General features: G+C 62.2%; 17 protein-coding genes. 14 read left to right on the top strand and 3 right to left on the bottom strand.

Features of this window, described 5'->3' with window-relative positions:
* Positions 1-21 precede the first annotated feature (21 nt).
* The 4 genes from ACILSL_RS10685 to ACILSL_RS10670 are packed head-to-tail and all read left to right on the top strand — an operon-like array spanning position 22 to position 4651.
* Complete coding sequence (locus ACILSL_RS10685) at positions 22-2268, top strand: exo-beta-N-acetylmuramidase NamZ domain-containing protein (protein WP_395732012.1); 2247 nt, start codon at positions 22-24, stop codon at positions 2266-2268.
* A gap of 31 nt (positions 2269-2299) precedes the next feature.
* Positions 2300-3238 carry a substrate-binding domain-containing protein gene (locus ACILSL_RS10680; RefSeq protein ID WP_395732011.1) on the top strand — a complete coding sequence of 313 codons (939 nt, stop codon included), beginning with the start codon at positions 2300-2302 and terminating at the stop codon, positions 3236-3238.
* Between the two features lie 7 nt (positions 3239-3245).
* Positions 3246-3779: a hypothetical protein gene (locus tag ACILSL_RS10675; RefSeq protein ID WP_395732010.1), complete on the top strand. Its 534-nt coding sequence runs from the start codon at positions 3246-3248 to the stop codon at positions 3777-3779.
* An 11-nt stretch (positions 3780-3790) separates the two neighbouring features.
* Complete coding sequence (locus ACILSL_RS10670; protein ID WP_395732009.1) at positions 3791-4651, top strand: hypothetical protein; 861 nt, start codon at positions 3791-3793, stop codon at positions 4649-4651.
* A gap of 203 nt (positions 4652-4854) precedes the next feature.
* Here the strand turns inward: ACILSL_RS10670 and ACILSL_RS10665 are convergent, their stop codons facing one another.
* The gene (locus ACILSL_RS10665) at positions 4855-5475 is read right to left on the bottom strand and encodes a prepilin-type N-terminal cleavage/methylation domain-containing protein (protein ID WP_395732008.1); all 621 of its coding nucleotides are present in this window, start codon (positions 5473-5475) and stop codon (positions 4855-4857) included.
* A 35-nt stretch (positions 5476-5510) separates the two neighbouring features.
* On the opposite strand from ACILSL_RS10665, the gene ACILSL_RS10660 reads away from it, so the two are divergent.
* Positions 5511-6038, top strand: a complete 528-nt coding sequence (locus ACILSL_RS10660; RefSeq protein ID WP_395732007.1) for a transcription elongation factor GreAB — start codon at positions 5511-5513, stop codon at positions 6036-6038.
* A gap of 268 nt (positions 6039-6306) precedes the next feature.
* Here the strand turns inward: ACILSL_RS10660 and ACILSL_RS10655 are convergent, their stop codons facing one another.
* Together ACILSL_RS10655 and ACILSL_RS10650 are read right to left on the bottom strand one after the other, a co-directional pair.
* Positions 6307-6912, bottom strand: a complete 606-nt coding sequence (locus ACILSL_RS10655; RefSeq protein ID WP_395732006.1) for a fatty acid desaturase CarF family protein — start codon at positions 6910-6912, stop codon at positions 6307-6309.
* Between the two features lie 197 nt (positions 6913-7109).
* Positions 7110-10625, bottom strand: coding sequence for a pyruvate carboxylase (locus tag ACILSL_RS10650; RefSeq protein WP_395732005.1), 3516 nt, complete (start codon positions 10623-10625; stop codon positions 7110-7112).
* A 160-nt stretch (positions 10626-10785) separates the two neighbouring features.
* On the opposite strand from ACILSL_RS10650, the gene ACILSL_RS10645 reads away from it, so the two are divergent.
* The 9 genes from ACILSL_RS10645 to ACILSL_RS10605 all read left to right on the top strand — a co-directional run.
* Positions 10786-14178, top strand: coding sequence for a DUF2126 domain-containing protein (locus ACILSL_RS10645; protein ID WP_395732004.1), 3393 nt, complete (start codon positions 10786-10788; stop codon positions 14176-14178).
* 123 nt (positions 14179-14301) lie between these two features.
* The gene (locus ACILSL_RS10640) at positions 14302-16830 is read left to right on the top strand and encodes a circularly permuted type 2 ATP-grasp protein (protein ID WP_395732003.1); all 2529 of its coding nucleotides are present in this window, start codon (positions 14302-14304) and stop codon (positions 16828-16830) included.
* On the top strand, positions 16830-17708 hold the full coding sequence (locus ACILSL_RS10635; RefSeq protein WP_395732002.1) for a transglutaminase N-terminal domain-containing protein: 879 nt from the start codon (positions 16830-16832) through the stop codon (positions 17706-17708). The genes ACILSL_RS10640 and ACILSL_RS10635 overlap by 1 nt, the downstream gene beginning before the upstream one ends.
* A 75-nt stretch (positions 17709-17783) precedes the next feature.
* Positions 17784-19262 (top strand): circularly permuted type 2 ATP-grasp protein, encoded by a 1479-nt coding sequence (locus tag ACILSL_RS10630; protein ID WP_395732001.1) that lies wholly within the window; start codon positions 17784-17786, stop codon positions 19260-19262.
* Between the two features lie 9 nt (positions 19263-19271).
* Positions 19272-20324, top strand: a complete 1053-nt coding sequence (locus ACILSL_RS10625) for an alpha-E domain-containing protein (protein ID WP_395732000.1) — start codon at positions 19272-19274, stop codon at positions 20322-20324.
* A 29-nt stretch (positions 20325-20353) separates the two neighbouring features.
* Entirely contained in the window at positions 20354-21205 is an 852-nt protein-coding gene (locus tag ACILSL_RS10620; RefSeq protein WP_395731999.1) for a transglutaminase domain-containing protein, read from the top strand.
* A 235-nt stretch (positions 21206-21440) separates the two neighbouring features.
* A complete protein-coding gene (gene kdsA, locus ACILSL_RS10615) occupies positions 21441-22277 on the top strand; it encodes a 3-deoxy-8-phosphooctulonate synthase (protein WP_395731998.1) in 837 nt (278 codons plus the stop codon).
* Entirely contained in the window at positions 22264-22803 is a 540-nt protein-coding gene (locus ACILSL_RS10610) for a hypothetical protein (RefSeq protein ID WP_395731997.1), read from the top strand. Before kdsA ends, ACILSL_RS10610 begins: the two co-directional genes overlap by 14 nt.
* 1 nt (position 22804) lies before the next feature.
* Positions 22805-23112, top strand: a 308-nt coding sequence (locus tag ACILSL_RS10605; RefSeq protein ID WP_395731996.1) for a hypothetical protein, incomplete at its 3' end; no start/stop codon positions are given.

Raw genomic sequence — 23112 nt, 5'->3', positions numbered from 1 at the left:
TCTGGCAGCATGAGGTTCTTCATGCTGCGCTCGCTCACTTTCCTTCTGCTCTGCTCCTTCGCGCACGCGGATGAGTTCGATCCTCTGCGTGCCGTCGTGGCCAAAGCCGTCGCCAAAGGCAACCCGCCCGGTGCCGTGCTCTGGTTTGAAAGCGGCGACAAAAAGCTCACCCTCGCCGAAGGCCAGCGCGCCCTCGTGCCCGCCAAAGAGCCCATGACCGAAGACGCCGTCTTCGATGCCGCCTCGCTCACCAAAGTCGTCGCCACTCTTCCGAGCATCCTCATCCTCATGGAGCAGGGAAAAATCGAGCTGGAGGCCGAGGCGCGCCGCTACATCCCGGAGTTCCGCGCTGGCATCACCGTGCGTCACCTTCTCACCCACACCTCCGGCCTGAAAGCAGGCCTGCCCAAAGAGCCCGAATGGACCGGCTACGCCGCAGGCATCGAACGCGCCATCGCCACAGAACCCGACGGCCCGCCTGACCGCTTCTTCCGCTACTCCGACATCAATTTCATCCTCCTCGGCGAGATCGTTCAGCGCGTCAGCGGCATGCGCTTGAATGACTTCGCCACGCAGCATGTGTTCGCACCGCTGCACATGGACTCCACCCGCTTCCTCCCACCCGATGAGTGGAAGCCACGCATCGCGCCCACGGAGAAAGATGAAAACGGCACCATGCTGCGCGGCGTCGTGCATGACCCCACCTCCCGCAAGATGGGCGGCGTCACCGGCCACGCCGGCCTCTTCACCACCGCTGGCGATCTCGCCAAATACGCGCGTATGATTCTTCAAAACGGCGCAGGTGTGCTGAAGCCCGAGACCGTCAAACTCATGACCGCACCACAGACCATCGCCACCGTCTTCGAACGCCGCGGCCTCGGCTGGGACATCGACTCCACCTTCAGCCGCCCGCGCGGCAAAACCTTCCCCATCGGCTCATTCGGGCACACCGGCTTCACCGGCACCAGCCTGTGGATCGATCCCGCATCGCAGACCTTCGTCATCTTCATGAGCTCACGCCTCCACCCCGATGGCAAAGGCAGCGTGCGCGACTTGTACGAAGAGATCGGCACCACCGCCGCCAAGTACGTCACACTCGTTCCCGCCACCGGTCCGCCATGGCCCCGCGCCGAGGCCGAGGTGCCCACCGTGCTCAATGGCATCGACGTCCTCACCCGTCGCAAGTTCACCGACCTGCACGGCCTCCGCATCGGCCTCATCACCAATCAAACCGGCATCGACGCCCAGCGCCACAGCACCATCGATCTCCTCGCCAATGCTCCCGGCGTGAAGTTGAAAAAACTCTTCAGCCCCGAACACGGCATCCGTGGTGAGCTCGATCAGGAAAAAATCAGCAACTCCACCGACAAAAAAACCGGCCTGCCCGTGCTCAGCCTCTTCGGCGAGCAGCGCGCCCCCACGCAGGAGCAGCTCGCGGACGTGGACGCCCTCGTCTTCGACATCCAGGACATCGGCTGCCGCTTCTACACCTACATCGGCACCATGCGCCTCTGCATGGAAGCCGCCGCGAAAGCCAAGAAGCCCTTCTACGTGCTTGATCGCGTCAATCCCATCGGCGGCCTCCAGATCGAAGGCCCCGCCGTCATCGACGCCGAAAAACCCACCGCCACGCACGCCATCCCTCTGCGCCACGGCATGACCGCCGGCGAACTCGCCGCCCTGATGAACACCGAGCGCGTCATCGGCTGCGATCTGAAAATCATCCCCGTCGAAGGCTGGCGCCGCCACATGCTCTTCGATCAAACAGGCCTCCCCTGGATCAATCCATCCCCCAACATGCGCTCGCTCAATGCCGCCCTCCTCTATCCCGGCATCGGCCTCCTCGAGTTCAGCATCACCGTCGGTCGCGGCACCGACACCCCCTTCGAAGTCCTCGGCGCACCCTACGTGGACGATCTGCGTCTCTCCCATGAACTCAACAAACTCGGCCTCGCCGGCCTGCAGTTCACCCCCATCCGCTTCACGCCCACAGCCAGCATCTTCAAAGGCGAAGCCTGCGGCGGCGTCCGCCTCTCCATCACCGACCGCACCGCATTGAATGCCGTCGATGCAGGCATCGCCATCGCCAGCACCTTGCACCGTCTCTATCCAAAGCAGTTCAAGCTCGATCTGGTGAACACCCTCCTCAATCGCGCCGCCAGCGTAAAGGCAATGCGTGCTGGAGACACTTGGAAAAAAGTGGTGGCAGGCTGGAGCAGCGAGACCCAGGCATTCGAAGCAAGGAGGCGCGCGTTTCTCCGCTATTGATGCCAATGAGGAGCTCGTGCTACCATGCACAATGAAATCCCGCCTCCTTCTGCTCTGCGCCCTCCTGCTTGCCGCCTGCGGCAGACCGGCGGAGTCATCCAGAGGCACCATTGGCGTGTCGCTCCTCTCGCTGCAAAATCCCTTCTTCAAAGTCATCGCCGACAACATCGAAGCCGAGGCCAAAAAGCATGGCTATGACACACTCATCGTCAGTGCCGATTCGGACGTGGCGCGCCAGAGCAATCAGATCAAAGACTTCATCGTGCGGGACGTCGTCGCCATCGTGCTCAGCCCCACGAATTCCAAGGCCATCGTCACCGTCATTCAGGAAGCCAACGCTGCCGCCATCCCGGTCTTCACCGTCGATGTGCCTTGCAACGAGCCCGGCGTGAAGATCGCCACCCAGGTGGCCACCGACAACTTCGGCGGTGGCAAAATGGCCGCTGAAGCCATGATCGAAGCATTGAAAGGGCAGGGGGGGAAGATCGGCGTGCTCGACATGAAGCAGGTCGAGTCCTGCATCCTCCGCGTGAAAGGCTTCAAGGAGGCCCTGGCGGCCCACAACGCCACGGCGACAAAAAAGATCGAGATCGTCAGCGAGCTCGATTGCGGCGGCGCGAATGACAAAGGCTACAAAGCCACCGAAGACATGCTGCAAGCCCAGCCGGATCTCGTCGGCATTTTTGCCATCAATGATCCCGGCGCCCTCGGTGCTCGCGGGGCCGTGGAGAAGGCGGGAAAAACGGACAAGGTCGTCATCATCGGCTTCGACGGCCAGCCCGAAGGCAAGCAGGCCATCAAAGACGGCAAGATCTACGCCGACCCCATTCAGTTCCCCGATAAAATGGGCATTGAAGTCGTGCGCGCCTACATGCGTTATTCCAGAGGTGAAGAACTGCCCCCACAGATGCTCATTCCGACAAGTCTCTATCGCAAAGCCGATGGCGCGGCGGATGCTGCACTAAAATGATCCACTCATGAAATCTCTCCCCCAGTTTCTCTTCCTGGCTTTCGGCTGCCTGCTCGCCTCCGCCGCAGATCTCAAGCCCGACTCCGAGTTCACCACCACCGATCCCAAGAAGGTCAAAATCCTCGAAGACTCGTCACGCGAAAAAGATCCCGAGATCGATCACTTCAGGCATCTCTGCCCCGGCCTCGGCGGCTATCAGGTCATCCATGAAGGCGGCGATCTCCGCAGCTGGATCAATCTCATCTACGACGGCAGCAAGACCGACCTCATGAACGCCACCCTCACCGCCTGCCCCGGTCAGTTCCCGGCCAAGGCAAACAACGTCGTCCAGTGGCGCGGCTTCCGCAAAGGCGACACCTTTGTCCCCTACGCCATCATCTACCGCATGATGTCCAGCGCCGACGACGAAAAGCAGACACGCCTCGAAACGCTCATCATCATCAAGCTCGACAAGGACAAATCCACCGTCGTCGGCCATGTGCCCGCGAAGGAAGGAAACGAAAAAGCCGAGTTGCTCGCGGACAAGCTCTGCAAGCCATGATGAAATACCACATGAAGACAGTTTCATTCATCGCATGGTCCCGGCGCACGCTCCTGCTGGCAGCTCTCGCCGCCTGCTTCTGCGGGAATGCGAAAGCCGCCGACGAGGCCACGCCCGTTCGCGTCCTTTTTCTCGGCAACAGCTACACCGCCTTCAACAAGCTCCCCGGCATGGTGGGCGAGCTCATGCTCTCCTCCCAGATGCTGGCGCCGCACATCGGCAGCAATCTCCAGGGAAACTACACCCTTGAGCGCCACACCACCAATGCGGAGGGCATGGACTTGCTGAAAAAAGGCGCGGACGACGGCAAGCCCTGGGATGTCGTCGTTGTGCAGGAGCACAGCGTCGTCTCCGCTGCCGCCGCCGTGGATGCAGATGCCAGAACGCTCATGGAAAACGGCCTCGCCAAGCTCGTCAAATCCGCCCACGAATTGAATCCCAAAGTGCTGGTCGTCGTGTTTCAGGTATGGGCACGGCACGAAAAGCTCTGGAAGGAAAAATCCGCCGATGCCCTCGCCACCGGCAATGATCCTGAGCAGGCCCTTGCCCGCATCCACTTCGCCAATGCAAACGCCGTGAAAGCAGCGCAGGAAAAAATTCCCGGCGCACAGATCATCGTCAGCCCCGTGGGAGACTTCTGGTGGCGGGTGCATGATCTCTATCCCGCGCTCGCGCTCTATGCCGAGGACGGCACACATCCCGATCTGCTCGGCACCCTGCTCAGCGCCTACGTCATTCTCGGCAGCATCGGCGGCCGCGAGGTGCTCGAACAATCCTCATGGCTGCCGCCCGACTGCCCTGCGGTTCAGGCCGCCCGCGTGAAGAAGATGGTGCTGGATCACCCCGAAGTGTTCAAAGCCGCAGGAAAATGAAACAGCCCGCGCAGCTCCCGTCGTAGGTCGGTCGTGTTTGGCGCGCTGGAGTCACTCCATCACCCAGTCCCTCCTCCGCCAAACCGCCCGACTTCGAGCGTGCTCCTACCCCACTGCGCCCACCACACTCCGACAGCCAAACGAGCCTCGCCACATCCCCATCTCTCCGCGCGCTCGTGCCATCTGTTCAGCAGCAAGTCCATTCACTTGGGCCGCCACGAGGTGACGTCATCACTCGTGCGTGGGATCTGATCCTTGCCGTTGCTATACACTGCCACCTTGGTGACCAGATGCGCCGCCTGACCCGTCGAGAGCTTCGGGTCAGTGTTGCTGACATCGGGATTCTTCACCTGGTTGTCACCGTTCGTATCCAGCAGGATGTGGTAGGGCTGGCCATACATGTCCGCGAGCTTGAAGGGGCGTGCGGCTCCTACCAGACCGTGGTGGCCATTGTTCGCGGGGGGAAACGATGCAAACGACGTACGCTTGGGATTCAGATCCACCGCACCTCCCGATGCAGGTGGAATCCCCATCAGCGTGTCCACCAGAGTATTGCTGCCATCCGTCAGCAGTTCCGCTGCGTCCTCACCATTCGCTCCGCTGACACTGGGGTCGATGGGCCAGCGGCCGTAGTCGACCTGGAATTGCTCGATGCCAGTCTTGAGTTCCATCGACACCGATCGCACTTTCAGACGATTGGCTTGGTCGATGGCATTAATGATTCCCGATACTGTCAAACTCGCGAGGATCGCGATGATGGTGATCGTAATGAGCAGTTCGATCAGGGTGAACGCTCTCGTAGCAAGCTGCCGGTGCGTTTTCATGATTTGATTTTACCTGAAATGCCAATGGCAGGTCAATGCCGTATTTTTCATCCTTGATCCGCGTCTGGAAAAAGCGCACGGCTTCCCTCCCTGTGAATAAAGAAGCCGTCCTCGCTCAAATCCTCTCCGTGCTCAATGCCGAACTCGCCGCCCTCACCCGCGCCGCGCAGGGCGCCTTCGCTGCCGCCACGGACCCCGACAGCAAGGCGGAGAACAAATACGACACCCGCACCCTGGAGGCCTCCTACGTCGCTCGCGGTCAGGCTCAGCGCGTGGCGGAGCTCCAGCAGGCCGTGCAGGCCTTCACGGCCATGTCAGCGGCCACTCAGGAGTCAGGCACCGCCATCACCCTCGGCTCCTTGGTCACCCTCGCACTCCCTGCAGAAGCCGCCCATTACTTCATCGGCCCCTTCGCCGGAGGCACCGAGATCCTGCACGAGGGCACCGAGATCGTCGTCATCACCCCCGCCTCGGCCCTCGGCCAGAAACTCCTCGGCAAAAGGGCAGGGGAGTCCATCCCCCTCCAGCCCGGCCTCTCAGCCCAAGTCACCACCATTCAATAAATTCGCTCCTGGCGAGCGCCCTGGCGCAGCATGTTTGGTAGGTAGGATGGGCGTGGCGACAGCCCGCCCGTCCATCAGCGCATGGCAGACACTCTGGCATACGCACACCCTCAAAGTCCCGCAGTTTGCCGAAGAGGCGTTTGTGTGAACAAGCGCGGCTAGTGCGCCCCCCCATCGCTTTCGCATAGCCATCGCGGCGTGGTCCGCACTCTCCGAGTGCGGCTCCCATTCCATCCTCCACGCCCAGAGCCTGCTCAGTCCCTCCACGTCATCCCGCACGCCGCATCTCCGCGATCCACTCCGGCGGAATGCCCTGCCCGGGCACCGAGCTGTCCGGCTGCCGCTTCAGCCCCGCCGCATGCGCCAGTAGCCACTCCAGCCCCTCCCAGAAATGCAGCGCATCCAGCACCGGATTCAGCGCATTCGTCACCGGGCAGTAATGCACCTCCTTCGGATTCGTGTGATGCGCCGCATGGTGCTGCGGCGTCTGCAAAATCCGCAGATCCTGCAGCAGCGAGATCACACGCCCGTTCTCCCGCCTTGTCCGGTGCGACCACTTGTGCACCTCGTTCGCATTCCCGCCCACCAGCGCAAACAGCCACACATGCCACGTCAGGCAGCCCAGCCATGCCGCCGCGCAGATCAGCACCCCCATCGCCACCAGCAGCTCCTTGTTGCTCTCCCACCACGTGTTCCGCGTCATCCGCCGCGGCAGATGATGATGCACCATGTTCGGCCGCCCGACCCAGCGCCCGAGCCACGGCGTGTCCTCACGGATGTAAGCATCCTCCGTCCAATGGACAAGGCCTGCCGCAAAATCCGCAGCAAGCACCACGCCTGCCGCCTGTAGAGAGAGTAAGATAAGGTCATTCATGACCCCCATCACTTGCCCACAAAGTCTCCCCTCAGGATATTGATAGTCCTGAAGCTTCGATTGAGGAGATCAATGGCGGCTCTTCCAAAGGCACCTGGCTGGCAGGCCATGACTCGCCCGCTTCCTGCGCACTTGCGTTCGCGCAGGAAGCTCACTGTCCATGGTAAAGGCCTATGTCTCTGAAATACAAGGCCCCGCTACTTCACCAGCCTCACCATCAGATCCTTGCTCTCGACGCTCTCGCTGATCTTCACGCAGATCTCCTTCACCGTCCCCGAAATCGGTGACGCCACGGCCGCAAACATCTTCATGGCTTCCAGCGTCAGCAGGGTCTCGCCTTCCTTCACCTTCTGGCCCACGCTCACGGCGATGCTCGCCACCATCCCCGGCATCGGCGCACCCACCTGTGTGGAATCCGCCGGATCCGCCTTCGTCTTCGTCACCGCGTTCTTCGCCAGCGCCTTGTTCGTCACCGTCGTGTGGCGCGGGTAGCCGTTGAGTTCAAAGATCGCCGTCTGCTGACCAGCGGCGTCGGCCTCGGTCATGTTCAGCAGGCGCACAAACAGCGTCTTGCCCTCTTCCAGGCTGATGTGGATTTCTTCCTTGTCCTGCAGCCCGTAGTAGTAGGCCGGCGTCGGCAGCGCAGACACATCGCCGTAGGTCTTGCGGAAATCCGCAAACTTCAGGAACACATCCGGATACATGAGGTAGCTCCACACATCATCCTCGGTCGGTTCCTTCTTCAGCTTGCCCTTCAGCTCCGCGCGCACTTCGGCCAGATTGATCTTCGCCGCATGCGTTCCCGGGCGGCCTTTGATGCGCTTGCCGTCCTTGCCCACGATGGCGTCGGCCAGCTTGTTCCACTTCTTGCGTGAATCCGCCGCCTTGGCGGGCTCCATGCCGTAGAAGGGCTCGCCCAGCCAGCCTTCAAACATGCTCGTCACGTCCTTGCTCCACTTCGTCCCGGTCAGGTTGAAGACATCGCCCGGCTTCACGCCACGCGCCACGCACTCGATCGCCAGGTCGCCCACCACCTTGCTCGAGGGCGTCACCTTCACGATGTCACCGCAGAGCTGGTTCACTTCCGCATACGCATGCGCGATCTCCGGCCAGCGTGGCCCCAGGCCCATGCCGATGGCCTGCTCCTTGAGGTTCGTGTACTGGCCGCCCGGCATCTCATGCAGATACACCTCTGCGGTTCCGTACGGCTCCGCCGTGTCAAAGGGCTTGTAGAAGCTGCGCACCGCCGCCCAGTAGTCGCTGAATTCCTGCAGCGCCTCGCTGTCCAGCCCCGTGTCACGCGGCGTGTTCTGCATCGCCGCCACGATCGAGTTCAGGTTCGGCTGCGAAGTGCCTCCGGACATGGAGGAAATCGCCGCATCCACCACATCCACGCCCGCCGTGGAGGCCTCCAGAATGCTCGAGGCGTTCAGACCGCTCGTGTCATGTGTGTGGAAATGAATCGGCAGGCCCACCTCATCCTTCAGCGCCTTCACCAGCTTTTTCGCCGCAAACGGGCGCACCAGGCCGGCCATGTCCTTGATGCACAGCATGTGCGCACCCATTTTCTCCAGCTCCTTCGCCAGGCGCACATAGTACTTCAGGTCGTACTTGTCGCGTTTCGGGTCCAGGATGTCGCCCGTGTAGCACAGCGTGCCTTCACAGATGGAGTCCGTCTCCTCGCGCACCGCATCCATCGCTGCCTTCAAATTAGGGAGGTAGTTCAGCGAGTCAAAGATGCGGAAGATATCCATCCCGTTCTGGGCCGCATGCTTGATGAAGCCCTTCACCACGTTGTCCGGGTAGTTCGTGTAGCCCACGGCGTTCGAGCCGCGGAAGAGCATCTGCAAAAGAATGTTCGGTACCTTCGCACGGATGGAGCGCAGGCGGTCCCACGGATCTTCGCGCAGGAAGCGCATCGTCACGTCAAAGGTCGCCCCACCCCACATCTCCAGCGAGAACAGGTTCGGTGTGCGCCGCGCCACACTGTCCGCCACGGCCAGCATGTCAAAGGTGCGCATGCGTGTCGCCAGCAGGGACTGGTGCGCATCGCGCATCGTCGTGTCCGTCAGCAGCAGCTTCTTCTGCTTCGCCACCCAGTTCAGGCAGAACTTCTCAGGCCCCATCTCCGTCAGGAGCTGCTTCGTGCCCTTGGCTGGCTCCACGCGGTGGTCATACGTCGGAATCGGCGGCGCGGTGAAGGCCTTGGAAATCTTGTGCCCCTTCGCAAACGGATTCCCGTTCACGTTGGTGTCCGCCAGGTAGCTCAGCAGCTTCGAGGCGCGGTCCTTGCGCGCCACAAACTTCAGCAGGTCAGGGTTGTTGTCGATGAAGCGCGTCGTCGCCTGCCCCGCCATGAAATCCGGGTGATGCACCACGTTCATGAGGAACGGAATGTTCGTCTTCACCCCGCGAATGCGGAACTCGCGCAGGCCGCGGTCCATGCGGTCCAGCGACTGCTGATAGGTGCGGGCATAAACCGTCATCTTCACCAGCATCGAGTCATAATAAGGCGTGATCACCGCGTTCGTCGCGCCCAGCGCGCCATCGAGCCGGATGCCAAAACCACCCGCGCTGCGGTAGGTCAAAATCTTGCCAAAGTCCGGCGTGAACCCGTTCTCCGGATCTTCCGTCGTGATGCGGCACTGGATCGCAAAGCCGCTCTTCTCGATCTTGTGCTGCGGTGGCAGCGCCAGCGGCTCCTGGTGCACCTGGTAGCCCTGCGCAATGAGGATCTGGCTCCGCACGATGTCGATGCCCGTGATCTCCTCCGTCACTGTGTGCTCCACCTGGATGCGCGGGTTCATCTCGATGAAGAACCACTCGCCTGTTTCGTGATCCACCAGGAACTCCACCGTGCCCGCGTGCGTGTAGTTCACCGCATGCGCCAGCTTCACAGCCGCCTCGCATAGCCCGTCGATGATCTCCTGCTTGATGCCGTAGCTCGGCGCCTGCTCGATCACCTTCTGATGCCGGCGCTGCACCGAGCAGTCGCGCTCATGCAGATGCAGCACATTGCCATGCTTGTCCGCCAGGATCTGCACCTCGATGTGCTTCGCCTTGCCCACAAATCGCTCCAGGAACACCGCCCCGTTGCCAAACGCGCGTTCCGCTTCGGTCTGCGCCTCGTCCAGCAGCTTCTCCAGATCCTTCGCCTCACGCACCACGCGCATGCCGCGCCCGCCGCCGCCAAAGGCCGCCTTGATGATCAGCGGAAATCCGATCTTCTTCGCCGTCGCCAGCGCCTCCTTGCGGTCGCTCACCGGCTCATCGGTGCCTTCCAGGATCGGCACCTTCAGCTTGCGCGCCACGTTACGGGCGGCCGTCTTGTCGCCCATCATGTCCAGAATCTTCGCTTCAGGCCCGATGAAGATGATCCCCGCGTCCTCGCACGCCTGGGAGAACTTCGGGTTCTCAGACAGGAAGCCGTAGCCAGGGTGGATCGCATCCACGCCCTTCTCCTTCGCCAGAGCCACGATCCCTTCGATGTCCAGGTAGGCGCCCAGCGGTCCCTTGTCCTTGTTCAGCTCATAGGCTTCGTCCGCCTTGAAGCGGTGCGGGCAGAAGCGGTCTTCCTGCGCATAAATCCCCACCGTTTTCAGCCCCAGTTCAGTGGCCGCACGCATGACGCGGATGGCGATTTCAGAGCGGTTCGCCACCATCAGCTTCTTGATGGGACGGATCGTGGCAGGGGCTGGCGTTTTCTTGGACATGTCTGGGTTGGTTGAATGCGCGCCCATAGTCCCGCGAAATCGTGGGGAGGCAAGGTTCGAAGCGCAGTTTTCCCGCGCCTGAATCCAAGATTGGCCATGAACTTGCTAAACACAGCCCTGCGGGCGCTGAGCATCCCGTCCGCCCTCCCAACCTTTTCGCATGTCCATCCACGTCGCCCTTCACCACCGCACCAGCTACCGCTACGAGCGCCCCATCGAGCTGGGCCCCCAGGTCATCCGCTTGCGTCCCGCCCCGCATTCCCGCTCTCGCATCCTGAGCTACTCCCTCAAAGTCACCCCGGAGAAGCATTTCCTGAACTGGCAGCAGGACCCCCAGTCAAACTTCCTCGCCCGGCTGGTCATTCCGGAGAAAACCAAGGAATTCAGCATCGAGGTGGATGTGGTGGTGGAGATGGCGGTCTTCAATCCCTTCGACTTCTTCCTGGAGCCTGAGGCTGAAAACTTCCCCTTCGATTACGATGCCGCGCTCGACCATGAACTGGCCCCCTTCCTGAAGTGCGGGGAACTCACGCCCAAATTCGCCGAATACTTCACCCAGGTGCAGAGCGAGCTCCTCGCCATGAAACCCTGGCCGCCGCGCACGATTGATGCCCTCGTGGCCATCAATCAGCGCCTCTGGAAGGACATCGGTTACACCGTCCGCATGGAGCCCGGCGTCCAGACCCCGGAGGAGTCCCTCACCAAGCGCACCGGCTCCTGCCGCGACACCTCCTGGCTCATGGTGCAGCTCATGCGCCGTCTCGGCCTCGCCGCACGCTTCGTCAGCGGTTACCTCATCCAGTTGAAGCCGGACGTGAAGTCCCTCGACGGCCCCAGCGGCACCGAGGTGGATTTCACCGACCTCCACGCCTGGTGTGAGGTCTATCTGCCCGGCGCTGGCTGGGTCGGCCTCGATCCCACCTCCGGCCTCTTCGCCGGGGAAGGGCACATCCCGCTCGCCGCCACTCCTGACCCCGGCAGCGCCGCACCCATCAGCGGCATGGCCGAGCCCTGCGAAACCGAGTTCGAGTTCGACATGAAAGTCGACCGAATTTATGAGTCACCCCGCGTCACCAAGCCCTACACCGAGGAGCAGTGGGCGGAGATCGCCGCTCTGGGTCATGCCTTGGACAAAGAGCTGGAAGCCAACGATGTACGCCTGACCATGGGTGGCGAGCCCACCTTCGTTTCCATCGACGACGCCGAAGGGGCCGAGTGGAACACCGCCGCCGTCGGACCCATGAAGGCCAGGCTGTCCGACATCCTGCTCAAGCGCCTCAGAGACCGCTTCGCGCCCGGAGCCTTCCTGCACTACGGCCAGGGCAAATGGTACCCCGGCGAATCCCTCCCTCGCTGGTCCTATGGCTGCCATTGGCGCAAAGACGGCCAGCCTCTCTGGGCCCATCCCCATCTGTATGCCGACATGCAGACAGACTACGGCGTCAACGAGACCCACTCCGCTCGCTTTATCCACGCTCTCGCCGAACGCATCGGCTGCAGCACCAAGTGGATCATGCCCACGTATGAGGACGCCTTCTACTACCTCTGGCGCGAGCGCAAGCTGCCGGTGAACGTCGATCCGCTCAAATCCAACCTCAAGGACAAGGAGGAGCGCACCCGCCTCGCCAAGGTGTTCGAGGAAGGTCTTGATAAAATCATCGGCCACGTGCTCCCGATCAAACCCGTGGACAACGGCTGGGAAACCGGCCCGTGGTTCCTCCGTGCCGAGCGCTGCTACCTCGTTCCGGGAGATTCCCCCATCGGCCTGCGTCTGCCGCTCGATTCGCAGCCCTGGGTCAAGACCACCGACTACCCCTATCACCACGAGCAGGACCCCATGGAAGAGCGCGATCCGCTGCCCTCGCGCCAGCAGTTTGTGCGTGGCATCGCCGGGGTGCCTTCCTCCTTCTGGGAAAAACTCGCCCAGCGCCGTGGCCCTTCCGGTGCGGAAGGCCTCTCCGAAGACGCCGGCGAAGACCATCAGCAGGGCATTGATCCTGCCGCCCAGCCTCCATCCGTGGGGCAATCCGCCGACCAGGTCGTGCGCACCGCCCTCTGCGTGCAGCCGCGTGACGGCAAGCTCTTCATCTTCATGCCACCCACCAAGACGCTGGAGGAATACCTCTCCGCCCTCGGTGCCGTGGAGGACGTGGCGCTGGCTCTGGATCAGCCCGTCGTCATCGAAGGCTATCCTCCCCCCTATGACCCCCGCCTTCACGTCCTCAAAGTCACCCCTGACCCGGGCGTGATCGAAGTAAACGTGCACCCCGCCAAAAGCTGGGATGAAATGGTGAACATCACCGAATCGCTCTACGAAGAGGCCCGGCTCACCCGCCTCGGCACGGAGAAATTCATGGTCGATGGCCGCCACACCGGCACCGGCGGCGGCAATCACATCGTCATGGGCGCGGAAACACCCCGGGACAGCCCCTTCCTGCGCCGTCCCGATCTCCTGCGCAGCCTCACCAGCTACTGGCAGAATCATCCCTCCCTCTCGTTCATGTTCGCCGGCATGTTCATCGGCCCCACCAGCCAGAGCCCGCGCATCGACGAAGCACGCAACGACTCGCTCTACGAACTCGAAACGGCCTTCAAGGCCGCATCTGAGGCCATGGCAAAGGGCGGCGAGGTCTCTCCGTGGTTGGTTGACCGCTTATACCGGAATCTCTTCATCGACTCCAGCGGCAACACCCACCGCGCCGAGTTCTGCATCGACAAGCTCTACTCGCCAGACAGCAGCACCGGCCGCCTCGGCCTCCTGGAAATGCGCGGCTTTGAAATGCCGCCCCATCCGCACATGAGCCTCGCCCAGGCCCTCATGCTCCGCACCCTCATCGCCCGCTTCTGGAAGGAGCCTTACGAGGCGCCCCTCGTGCGCTGGGGCACCGACATCCACGATCGCTGGATGCTGCCTCACTTCGCCTGGAGCGACATCGAGGACGTCTGCCATGACACCCAGCAGGCCGGGTTTGAACTGAAGCCCGAGTGGTTCGCCCCGCATTACGAGTTCCGCTACCCGCTCAGTGGCGACTGGTGCACGCGCAACGTGAACGTGGAAATCCGTCAGGCGCTGGAGCCCTGGCACGTGCTCGGAGAGGACAACGGCGCCGGCGGTGCCGTCCGCTTCGTCGATTCCTCGCTCGAACGCATCCAGATCAAGGCGCAGGGGCTCGTGGAAGGCCGTTACGCCATCACCTGCAACGGCCGCACCGTGCCCATGCATCCCACCGGCACCAACGGCGAATACGTCGCCGGTGTACGCTACCGCGCCTGGCAGCCGCCAAACTGCCTGCACCCCACCGTCGGCGTCCACTCACCCCTCACCATCGATCTCGTCGATCAGTGGAATCAGCGCTCCCTCGGTGGCTGCAAATATCACGTCGCCCATCCCGGCGGCCTGAGCCACGAAACCTTCCCGGTGAATGCCTACGAGGCCGAAAGCCGCCGCTACGCCCGCTTCTTCCGCCACGGTCACACCCCCGGAAAGATGAAGGTGGCGCCCGCCCGGCCCAATCCCGAGTTCCCCTTCACCTTGGACCTGCGCAATGGATGAAAGTAAAGAATGGGGATGCACAAAGCATGAACGGTTCCTACTATCACCAATCGCAAAGCTGTCCTCGCATTGATCTTCCAATCTCAAACCTCCACTGCTGCTCCCGTTCACCAACGGTCGGTCATGTCGCGCTTGGACGGTCCTGAAACCCGGGGTCATTACGATGAACTGCGGGACGCCAGCGGCAAAGTACGCCCGCATTACGAGCCCGTCATCGCGGATCTCCAGCGCCGGGACACCGCTGGCGTCAAACGCCTCGCAGACACCACCCGCCGCCTGCTGGCGGAGCGCGGCGTCACCTTCAACATCTACGACGACAAAGGCCTCGACACCCCCTGGAAGATGGACCCGGTGCCCTTTGTCATCTCGGCTCGCGAATGGGAGGGCATCGAGAAGGCGCTCATCCAGCGTGCCACGCTGCTAAACGCGGTTCTCACTGACAGCTACGGTCCGCAGCAGTTGATCCGTGATGGCAGCATGCCTGCGGCTCTCGTGCTCGGGCAGCCCGCCTATCTGCGCCCCTGCCACGGCATCAAGCTGCCAAACGCCAAACCACTCCAGGTGTACGGGGCTGACATCGCCCGCTCGCCCGACGGTCAGTGGTGGGTCATCTCCGACCGCACCCAGATCCCCACCGGCTCCGGCTATGCGCTGGAAAACCGCCTGATCACGTCGCGATTGCTGCCAGACGTGTTTCGCGATGCTCGCGTGCGCCGTCTCGCCGGTTTCTTCCGCCAGATGCAGCAGTCCCTCGCTGCCCTGGCCCCACGTCCGGTGGAGGAGCCCCGCGTCGTCCTCCTCACCCCCGGGCCCTACAATGAAACCTACTTCGAGCAGGCCTACCTCGCCCGCTACCTCGGCTACACTTTGGTGGAAGGCGAAGACCTCACCGTGCGCGATGACCGCGTCTACCTGAAGACCCTCAACGGCCTCGAACCCGTGGATGTCATTCTGCGCCGCGTGGATGACGATTTCTGCGATCCCCTGGAGCTGCGCAACGACTCCATGCTCGGCGTTCCCGGCCTCGTGCGCGCCGTGCGTGCGGGCAATGTGTCCCTGGGAAATGCCCTCGGCTCCGGCCTCGCCGAAGCTCCGGCCATGATGGCCTTCCTCCCCGGTTTGTGTCGCAAACTGCTTGGCTCAGAGCTGCTCATGCCCTCCGTGGCCACCTGGTGGTGCGGACAGGAACGCCCGCGTGGCGAGGTGGAAAAAAATCTCGACCGCCTCGTGATTAAGAGCGCCTTCCGCGTGCGCGGACGTGAGGCTTGCTTTGGCGGACGCCTCACGGGTGCCGAGCGTGCCTCCCTCGCCGAACGCATGCGCTTTGCCCCGGATCGCTGGGCGGCGCAGGAAAAGATCGCCTTCTCCACCGCCCCCATGTGGGAGGACGGCCACCTCGTGCACAAGCCCGTGAGCGTACGCGTTTACCTCGTCGCCACCAAGGACGGCTACATGGTCATGCCCGGCGCGCTCACCCGCGTCGCCGCCTCCATGGATTCACCCCTCGTCTCCATGCAGAAGGGCGGCACCAGCAAGGACACCTGGGTGCTCAGTGAAGGGCCGGTGGAAAACGTCACACTGCTCTCCACCACCAGCACTCCGGTGGAACTCCGCCGCACCGGCCACAATCTCGGCAGCCGTGTGGCGAATCATCTCTACTGGCTCGGTCGCTACGCGGAACGCGCTGAATCCAGCGCCCGCCTCCTGCGCTCCACCCTTTTGCGCTGCTCTCCGGAAAGCGGCATGAGCGAAACACCCCTGCTGCTCCCCTTGCTGGAGGCCTTGAAAAGTCTCACCGTTCTGGACGATGTGCCGGACGCCGCCTCGCTCGCCTCCCAGCAGGAGCAGCTTGAGGCACGGCTCCTGGAGGCGGTCTTTGATGCCAATCACCCCACCAGCATTCGTTCCAGCGTCGCCCACATCCAGCGCATCGGCGTCTTGCTGCGTGACCGCATTTCCATCGATACCTGGCGCGTCATCAGCCAGCTTGGAGATGCCCTCGACGCTTACGACAACACGCCCAGCGTCACGCCGATGTCGGACGCGCTGAACGTCCTCACCCGCATCATCCTCGAACTCGCCTCCTTCCATGGCCTCGCCAAGGAAAACATGACGCGTGCCCAGGGCTGGATGTTCCTCGACATGGGCCACCGCATTGAGCGCACCGTCTACATCTGCGAACTCCTCCGCGCCGGCCTCCGCAGCGCCGATGCCGAAAACCCCAGCTTGCTGGAGGCCATTCTCGAAGTCGGTGACAGCACCATCACCTACCGCAACCGCTACAGCCTCCTTCCCCAGCTCGCCGCCGTGTACGATCTGCTCATGCTCGACGAGCAGAACCCCCGTGGCCTGCGCTTCCAGTTTGAACGCATTCGCCAGCAGTTCGAGCATCTGCCCCACGAGCTCAATTCAGCCCTGCTGACTCCGGCGATGCGCGTCTTTTTGGAAAACAGCACCCGCCTCCAGTTGTGTGATCCCACCGAGCTCGCCCGGGTCGAGCCCGGTGCCTGGTCGCAGACCCAGGTGGCCAGGCTGCTCACCCAGCTCATCGAGGCCATGCCGGTGCTCAATGATGCGCTCACCGCCGGTTACTTCGCACACTCCACCATCAGCAGCAGCGAAGATGCTCCTGCTGACACTCCGTCCTCGTGATGAACTACCGCATCACTCATCGCACCACGTATGCCTACAGCTCGCAGGTGGTCGTGTCGCACCATGCCGCTCGTCTGCGCCCGCGCGATACCGAAACGCAGCGCTGCCTGGAGTTCAGCCTCAGCTTCGACCCGGAGCCCGATCTGCTCACGGAGCACACCGATTCCTTTGGCAATCTGGTTTCATGCTTCTCCGTGCAGAAGCTGCACAAGCATTTTGAAGTCATCTCACGCAGCCTCGTTTCGCTGATGCCGGTGTTGCAGCCAGATCCCCTCCAGACGCCGCCTTGGGAAAGCGTTGCCGCCATGTTTCGTGACCCCGTCGCGGTGGATCTGCTGGACCCCTGCCAGTTTGTCTTCGGCAGCCCGCTGCTCATCCATGAGATGCCGCTGCGTGATTTCGCTCTGCCCAGCTTCACCAAAGGCCGCCCCGTCCTCGCCGCCACCGCCGATCTCTGCCGCCGCATCTACCGTGAGTTTGTCTTCGACCCGAAGGCCACCACCATCAGCACCCCGCTGAACGAAGTGCTGGAAAAAAAGCGTGGCGTCTGCCAGGACTTCGCCCATCTCGCCATCGCCAGCCTCCGCGCCATGGGCCTGCCCGCCCGCTACATCAGCGGCTACCTGCGCACCCATCCTCCCGCAGGCAAACCGCGGCTCCAGGGGGTCGATGCCTCGCATGCCTGGGCCTCCTGCTTTGTACCCGGATTTGGCTGGGTCGATTTCGACCCCACCAACAACTGCTTCACTTCTCTCGACCACATCGCCGTGGCCATCGGTCGTGATTTCTCGGATGTCAGCCCCGTGCGTGGCATCATTACTGGCGGTGGCAGGCACACCGTCGGCGTCGGCGTGGATGTCGAGCCGGTGGGAACCTGATCAAGACCCCCCAGCCGATGCCATTTAGAAAGACTTTCAAACTCTGGCACAGGCCCTGCTAAACTATATCACCTCATGTCGTCACTGTTTAACGACTACCAACCAGAGGGCTTCTTCGACGAAGTGTTTTCCGAATCCGGGAAGGCACGTCCGCACTACGGAGCCATGCTTGATAGTATAGGTTCACTCACTCCGTCCGAATACTCCGCTCGCCAAAAGGCCGTGGATGCCGCGTTCCTCCGCCAGGGCGTGACGTTCACTGTCTATGGTGACGACCAAGGGACGGAACGCATCTTCCCCTTCGATCTCATGCCGCGCATCATCCCGCAGCGTGAATGGGAGACCATTGAAGCCGGGCTCATCCAGCGCATCACCGCGCTGAACCTCTTCCTCAATGACATCTACCACGGTCAGAAGATCATCACAGACAAGGCGGTCCCTGCCGAGCTGGTTCTCTCCGCCTCGCATTACCGGCCTGAGTTCCGTGGCATCAAAGTGCCGCACGGCATCTATATCCACATCTGCGGCACCGATCTCGTGCGCGATGGCAAAGGCGACTACTACGTCCTCGAAGACAATGGCCGCTGCCCTTCCGGCGCCTCCTACATGCTGGAAAATCGCAATGCGATGAAGCGCGCCTTCCCCGGCCTGCTGCAGCAGCTGCCCGTGCGCCCGGTGGATGCCTACGGCTCCATGCTGCGTGAGACTCTCGCTCACCTCGCCCCCAGCGGCGTTCTGGATCCCGCCATCGTGGTTCTCACGCCCGGCATTTATAACAGCGCCTACTTTGAGCACTGCTACCTCGCCAAGCAGATGGGCGTGCCCATCGTCGAAGGCCGGGATCTCATCCTCCGCAATGACCGCGTGTTCATGCGCACGACGAAAGGCCTGGAGCAGGTCCATGTCATCTACCGCCGTATCGACGACGACTTCCTCGATCCCCAGGTCTTCCGCAAAGACTCCCTCCTCGGCGTCCCCGGCATCATCAATGCCTATCGCAAAGGCCATGTCGCCCTCGCCAACTCCATCGGCACCGGCGTCGCAGACGACAAGGCCGTCTACGCCCTCGTGCCGAAGATGATCAAATACTACCTCGATCAGGACCCCATCCTGCCAAACGTGCCCACGCACCTCGGCGTGGACGAGAAGGAATGTTCCTACATCCTCGACAACCTCGACAAGCTTGTGGTCAAAGCCGTGAACGAATCCGGCGGCTACGGCATGCTCATGGGGCCGCACGCCTCCAAAAAGGAGCGCGCTGAATTCGCCGAGCGCATCAAGAAGAACCCGCGCAACTACATCGCGCAGCCCGTTCTCCAGCTCTCCCGCCATCCCGTCTTTGTGGACGACCACTTCGAAGGCCGCCACATCGACCTCCGCCCCTACGTGCTCTGTGGCGACCGCGTTCGCGTCGTCCCCGGCGGTCTCACCCGCGTGGCGCTGAAAAAAGGCTCCCTCGTCGTGAATTCCTCCCAGGGCGGCGGCAGCAAAGACACCTGGGTGCTCTGGGATGACCCCCTCGACATGCCTGCCGAAACCCCACCCGCCGCCTGATCAAACGCCATGCTTAGCCGAGTCGCAGACAGCATTTACTGGATGGCACGCTACGTCGAGCGTGCGGAAAACCTCTCACGCCTCCTCCTTTCCACGCAGGACCTCCTGCTGGATGCCGGAGCCGAAGGCGTCGATGAAGCGCAGTTCTGGCAGCCCCTCCTCGCCACCACCGGCGATGAAGAGGCTTATTTCAAGCTGCACAAAAAAATCAAAGGCCAGGACGTCACCGAGTTCCTCGCCCTCCGTTCCGACAATCCCAATTCGATGCTCAACAGCATCCGCGCCGCCCGTGAAAACGCACGCACCGTGCGGGATCAGATCTCCGATGAGATCTGGGAGTCGCTGAACTCCCTGCGCCTGTTTGTCGATTCCGCCGAAGGCAAGGCCATGCACCGCACCCAGAGCGCCGCCTTTTACGAGCGCGTGCTCCGTGGTTCCTATCAGTTCCAGGGCATCGCCGATTCCACCACCCCCCGCGGTGAGATCTGGCACTTCCTCCGCCTCGGCACCTGCCTGGAGCGTGCGGACAAAATGTCCCGCCTCCTGGACACCTGCTCCGGCCTGTCACTCGAGCTGCCTCCCCACGCACAGGCCCGGCCCCTGCGCTGGGCCGCCCTGCTGCGCTCCTGTTCCGCCTGGCATGCCTTCCAGGCCCATCACCGCCGCCTGGATCCTTCCAGAATCATTGCCTATCTCCTGCTCGACGAAACCTTCCCGCGCTCCATCGCCTGCTGCGTCGCAGAAGCTGAAACTGCCTTGAAACTGCTCTGCTCAGATGCCGGCCTCAAAGGCATGCCCTTGCCCCTGCGCCACGTGGGCCGTCTCCGCGCTGATCTGGCCTACACCACCGTGGAGGAAGTCCTCGCCACCGGCCTCCATGAATACATCGACGATCTCCAGCTTCGCCTGAATCAGATCGGCGAGGCCATCTTCCAGACCTTCGTCCAGCACGCCGAACTCTCGCAACTGAGCGACGACGATGACCCGCTGGAAAGCGTTGCCCCAGGCGCCTACCATGCCTACGCCGACGAAGATCTCCAGGTCCAGCAGCAGCAACAGTAACACGCCGTTGGCACCCCCTGCTGCTCGCCATGCGATTCCGAGTCTTCCACCGTACCCGCTACGTTTACCGCGCGGCGGTCAGTGACAGCTACAACGAAGTGCGTTTGCGTCCCGTCACGGATGACAAATCACGCCTCGAATTCTTCCTGCTCAACGTCAAGCCGCCTGCCCGGCTCCAGCACTTCCGTGACAACTGGCTCAACTACGTTCACTACTTCGACATTCCAGAGCCGCACAACGATCTGATCATCGAGTCGCAGTCCACGATCAACACCACCAATCCCTACAAGGACGGCAAGCCCCTTGGTGTCCCTTTTGAAGCACTCAAAAGCGAGACCGACGAAATGGTCTCCCCTTTTCTGGGCGCCAGCCGCTACGTGGAAGTCACGCCCGAAGTCTGGCGGCTCGGCATCGACATCCGCAATGACAGCAACGACGTCTTTGAAACCGCCGAGGCGGTGATGCATCACATCTTCCGCGAGTGGAGCTACGCCCCCAGCAGCACCACCGCTTCCACGCACATGAATGAGGTGCTGGAAAAAAAACAAGGCGTCTGCCAGGACTTCACCCATCTCATGATCGGCATCTGCCGCTCCCTCGGCATTCCGGCCCGTTACATCAGCGGCTATCTCTACAACGGCCCCGACTCCCACCTCCGCGGCACCCAGGCCTCCCACGCCTGGTGTGAGGTCCACGTTCCCGGCAAAGGCTGGTTCGGCCTGGACCCCACCAACGACACCCTCGCCGATGAACGCCACATCAAAATCGCCACCGGCCGCGATTACCAGGACGCCGCCCCCGTCTCCGGCTACTTCGACGGTCCGCCCGGAGCGACTGCAGCCCTTCAAGTCGAGCTCGAAGTCCGGCGCTTGGATGCATAACCCGGGAGCGCGGCACTCCGATGCCGCTCTGGAAACGCCTCCTTTAAAACCACAGGAAGACTCCTGCTCATTCGCACGGCCTCCAGACGTTTGGATGCATCAATTCCTGCCAGAATCTCCCGTTGTCTTTCCCCCCTCGCCCGCTACATTTCACCCATAGCGGGCCGCGCAACGGGGTTGGAAATCTTCAAGACCGATTCTGGAGCGAGGCTCCCAGAATCAATATCAAGTTCTTATGGGGTTGTTCTCTCTTCCGGTGGTAAAAATAGGGTCTGTGTCGATGGATGGCACGGAACCGGTCCTGATGCTCGGTCCTTGCGTGATCGAGAGCGAAGAATTCATCTGGAGCGTGGCCGAAAAATTAGGTGCCATGGCGCAGCAGTACGGCTGGCGCTGGATTTTCAAAGCCTCCTACGACAAGGCGAATCGCAGCGCCATCTCCTCCTACCGCGGTCTCGGCTGTGAGGCCGGCTGCAAACTGCTCGCCCAGATTGGTGCCAAACTCGGCGTCCCCGTCACCACAGACGTCCACAGCGTCGAGGAAGCCCGGCAGGCCGCCGAACACATCGACCTCCTGCAAATCCCCGCCTTTCTCTGCCGCCAGACAGATCTCATCGTCGCCGCCGGCGAAACCGGCCGCGCGGTGAATGTCAAAAAGGGCCAGTTCCTCGCGCCTTGGGACGTTCGTAATATCGGTGACAAGCTGGTCAGTGCCGGCTGCCAAAATTTCATGTTCACCGAGCGTGGCACCACCTTTGGCTACAACAACCTCGTCGCCGACATGCGCTCCCTCTACTGGATGCGGGAACTCGGCTACCGCGTGGTCATGGATGCCACCCACAGCGTGCAGCGTCCCGGCGGTCTCGGCACCGCCACCGGTGGTGATGGCAAGCTGGCCCCCGTCCTCGCCCGCGCCGCAGTCGCCACAGGCTGTGACGGGGTGTTCATGGAAACGCACCCGGATCCAGCCAACGCCTTTTCAGACGGCCCCAATCAAATCCCGCTTTCGCAGATCGCGGAAGTGGTGGAAACCTTGCGGAAGATTCATGGCCTCGTTCGTGACATCACTTGAGCGGTTGTACCGCCGCAGGTTCGCGATTTCCATCACGCTCGGCGTGCTGGCCGGCCTCGTCATGTTCGCCACCGCCCAGCAGCCGGCGCCGGCAGACTCCGGCATCAGCGCCTTTCTGCAGATGGTCCCGCCCGGAGCCGTGAACAAAGGCGCCGTCATTCCTTCCTTCGACTCCACCGGCCGTCGCACCTCGCTCATCACCGCAGACATGCTCCGCCGGGTGGATGACGAACGCATCTACGCCGAAAACCTCGTGGTCCAGATGTTCAATGCCGATCCGAAAAACGACGTCCGCATCGACCTCAAGACCGCCTTCTATCAGATGGCCGGCAGCGGCGGTGTCCTCCGCAGCACGGAGCGCAGCCATGTGCGCCGCGCAGATTTCGACATCGAAGGTGACAGCCTCATTTTTGACACCGCAAAAAATCAGGGACGGATGACAGGAAACATCCACATGGTCATCTTTGACAGCAGCACTCTCAGCGGCGAGGTAACACCCACCACTGAATCACGCCCCTCCAAGTGATATGAAGACGTCGTCCATACTGTACATTGCCCTGCTCATCAGCAGCGTTGGCGCGTTGGCTCAAGGCCCCGGCGGCACCCGCCCCCTCTTTGATTTCCGCAAAAAGAAGGTGGATGAAGACACCAAAACCAAGGCGATTGATGCCGCCAAGGAGGCCGTCAAACAGGTGCCGGATTCCGTGAAGGACAAGGCCAAGGAACTCCTCCTCTCACCCGACAGCGTTGAAATGCGCCAGAAGGCCCTGCAGGCTGCGCAGTCCATGATCCAGAGCACGGCCCCCAGCCCTGCTGGCACGACTCCCCCCCCCGC

This window comes from Prosthecobacter sp. (genome assembly GCF_044222345.1).
GTDB lineage: Bacteria > Verrucomicrobiota > Verrucomicrobiia > Verrucomicrobiales > Verrucomicrobiaceae > Prosthecobacter.
The sequence above is the reverse complement of the archived record's forward strand: the minus strand, read 5'-3'. Positions and strand labels throughout refer to the sequence as shown.

What these genes read in the sequence shown, in the direction of transcription:
- ACILSL_RS10685 (WP_395732012.1), top strand. Translation starts at nt 22, where the DNA reads ATGCTGCGCTCGCTCACTTTCCTTCTGCTCTGCTCCTTCGCGCACGCG.
- ACILSL_RS10680 (WP_395732011.1), top strand. Translation starts at nt 2,300, where the DNA reads ATGAAATCCCGCCTCCTTCTGCTCTGCGCCCTCCTGCTTGCCGCCTGC.
- ACILSL_RS10675 (WP_395732010.1), top strand. Translation starts at nt 3,246, where the DNA reads ATGAAATCTCTCCCCCAGTTTCTCTTCCTGGCTTTCGGCTGCCTGCTC.
- ACILSL_RS10670 (WP_395732009.1), top strand. Translation starts at nt 3,791, where the DNA reads ATGAAGACAGTTTCATTCATCGCATGGTCCCGGCGCACGCTCCTGCTG.
- ACILSL_RS10665 (WP_395732008.1), bottom strand. Translation starts at nt 5,475, where the DNA reads ATGAAAACGCACCGGCAGCTTGCTACGAGAGCGTTCACCCTGATCGAA.
- ACILSL_RS10660 (WP_395732007.1), top strand. Translation starts at nt 5,511, where the DNA reads ATGCCGTATTTTTCATCCTTGATCCGCGTCTGGAAAAAGCGCACGGCT.
- ACILSL_RS10655 (WP_395732006.1), bottom strand. Translation starts at nt 6,912, where the DNA reads ATGAATGACCTTATCTTACTCTCTCTACAGGCGGCAGGCGTGGTGCTT.
- ACILSL_RS10650 (WP_395732005.1), bottom strand. Translation starts at nt 10,625, where the DNA reads ATGTCCAAGAAAACGCCAGCCCCTGCCACGATCCGTCCCATCAAGAAG.
- ACILSL_RS10645 (WP_395732004.1), top strand. Translation starts at nt 10,786, where the DNA reads ATGTCCATCCACGTCGCCCTTCACCACCGCACCAGCTACCGCTACGAG.
- ACILSL_RS10640 (WP_395732003.1), top strand. Translation starts at nt 14,302, where the DNA reads ATGTCGCGCTTGGACGGTCCTGAAACCCGGGGTCATTACGATGAACTG.
- ACILSL_RS10635 (WP_395732002.1), top strand. Translation starts at nt 16,830, where the DNA reads ATGAACTACCGCATCACTCATCGCACCACGTATGCCTACAGCTCGCAG.
- ACILSL_RS10630 (WP_395732001.1), top strand. Translation starts at nt 17,784, where the DNA reads ATGTCGTCACTGTTTAACGACTACCAACCAGAGGGCTTCTTCGACGAA.
- ACILSL_RS10625 (WP_395732000.1), top strand. Translation starts at nt 19,272, where the DNA reads ATGCTTAGCCGAGTCGCAGACAGCATTTACTGGATGGCACGCTACGTC.
- ACILSL_RS10620 (WP_395731999.1), top strand. Translation starts at nt 20,354, where the DNA reads ATGCGATTCCGAGTCTTCCACCGTACCCGCTACGTTTACCGCGCGGCG.
- kdsA (WP_395731998.1), top strand. Translation starts at nt 21,441, where the DNA reads ATGGGGTTGTTCTCTCTTCCGGTGGTAAAAATAGGGTCTGTGTCGATG.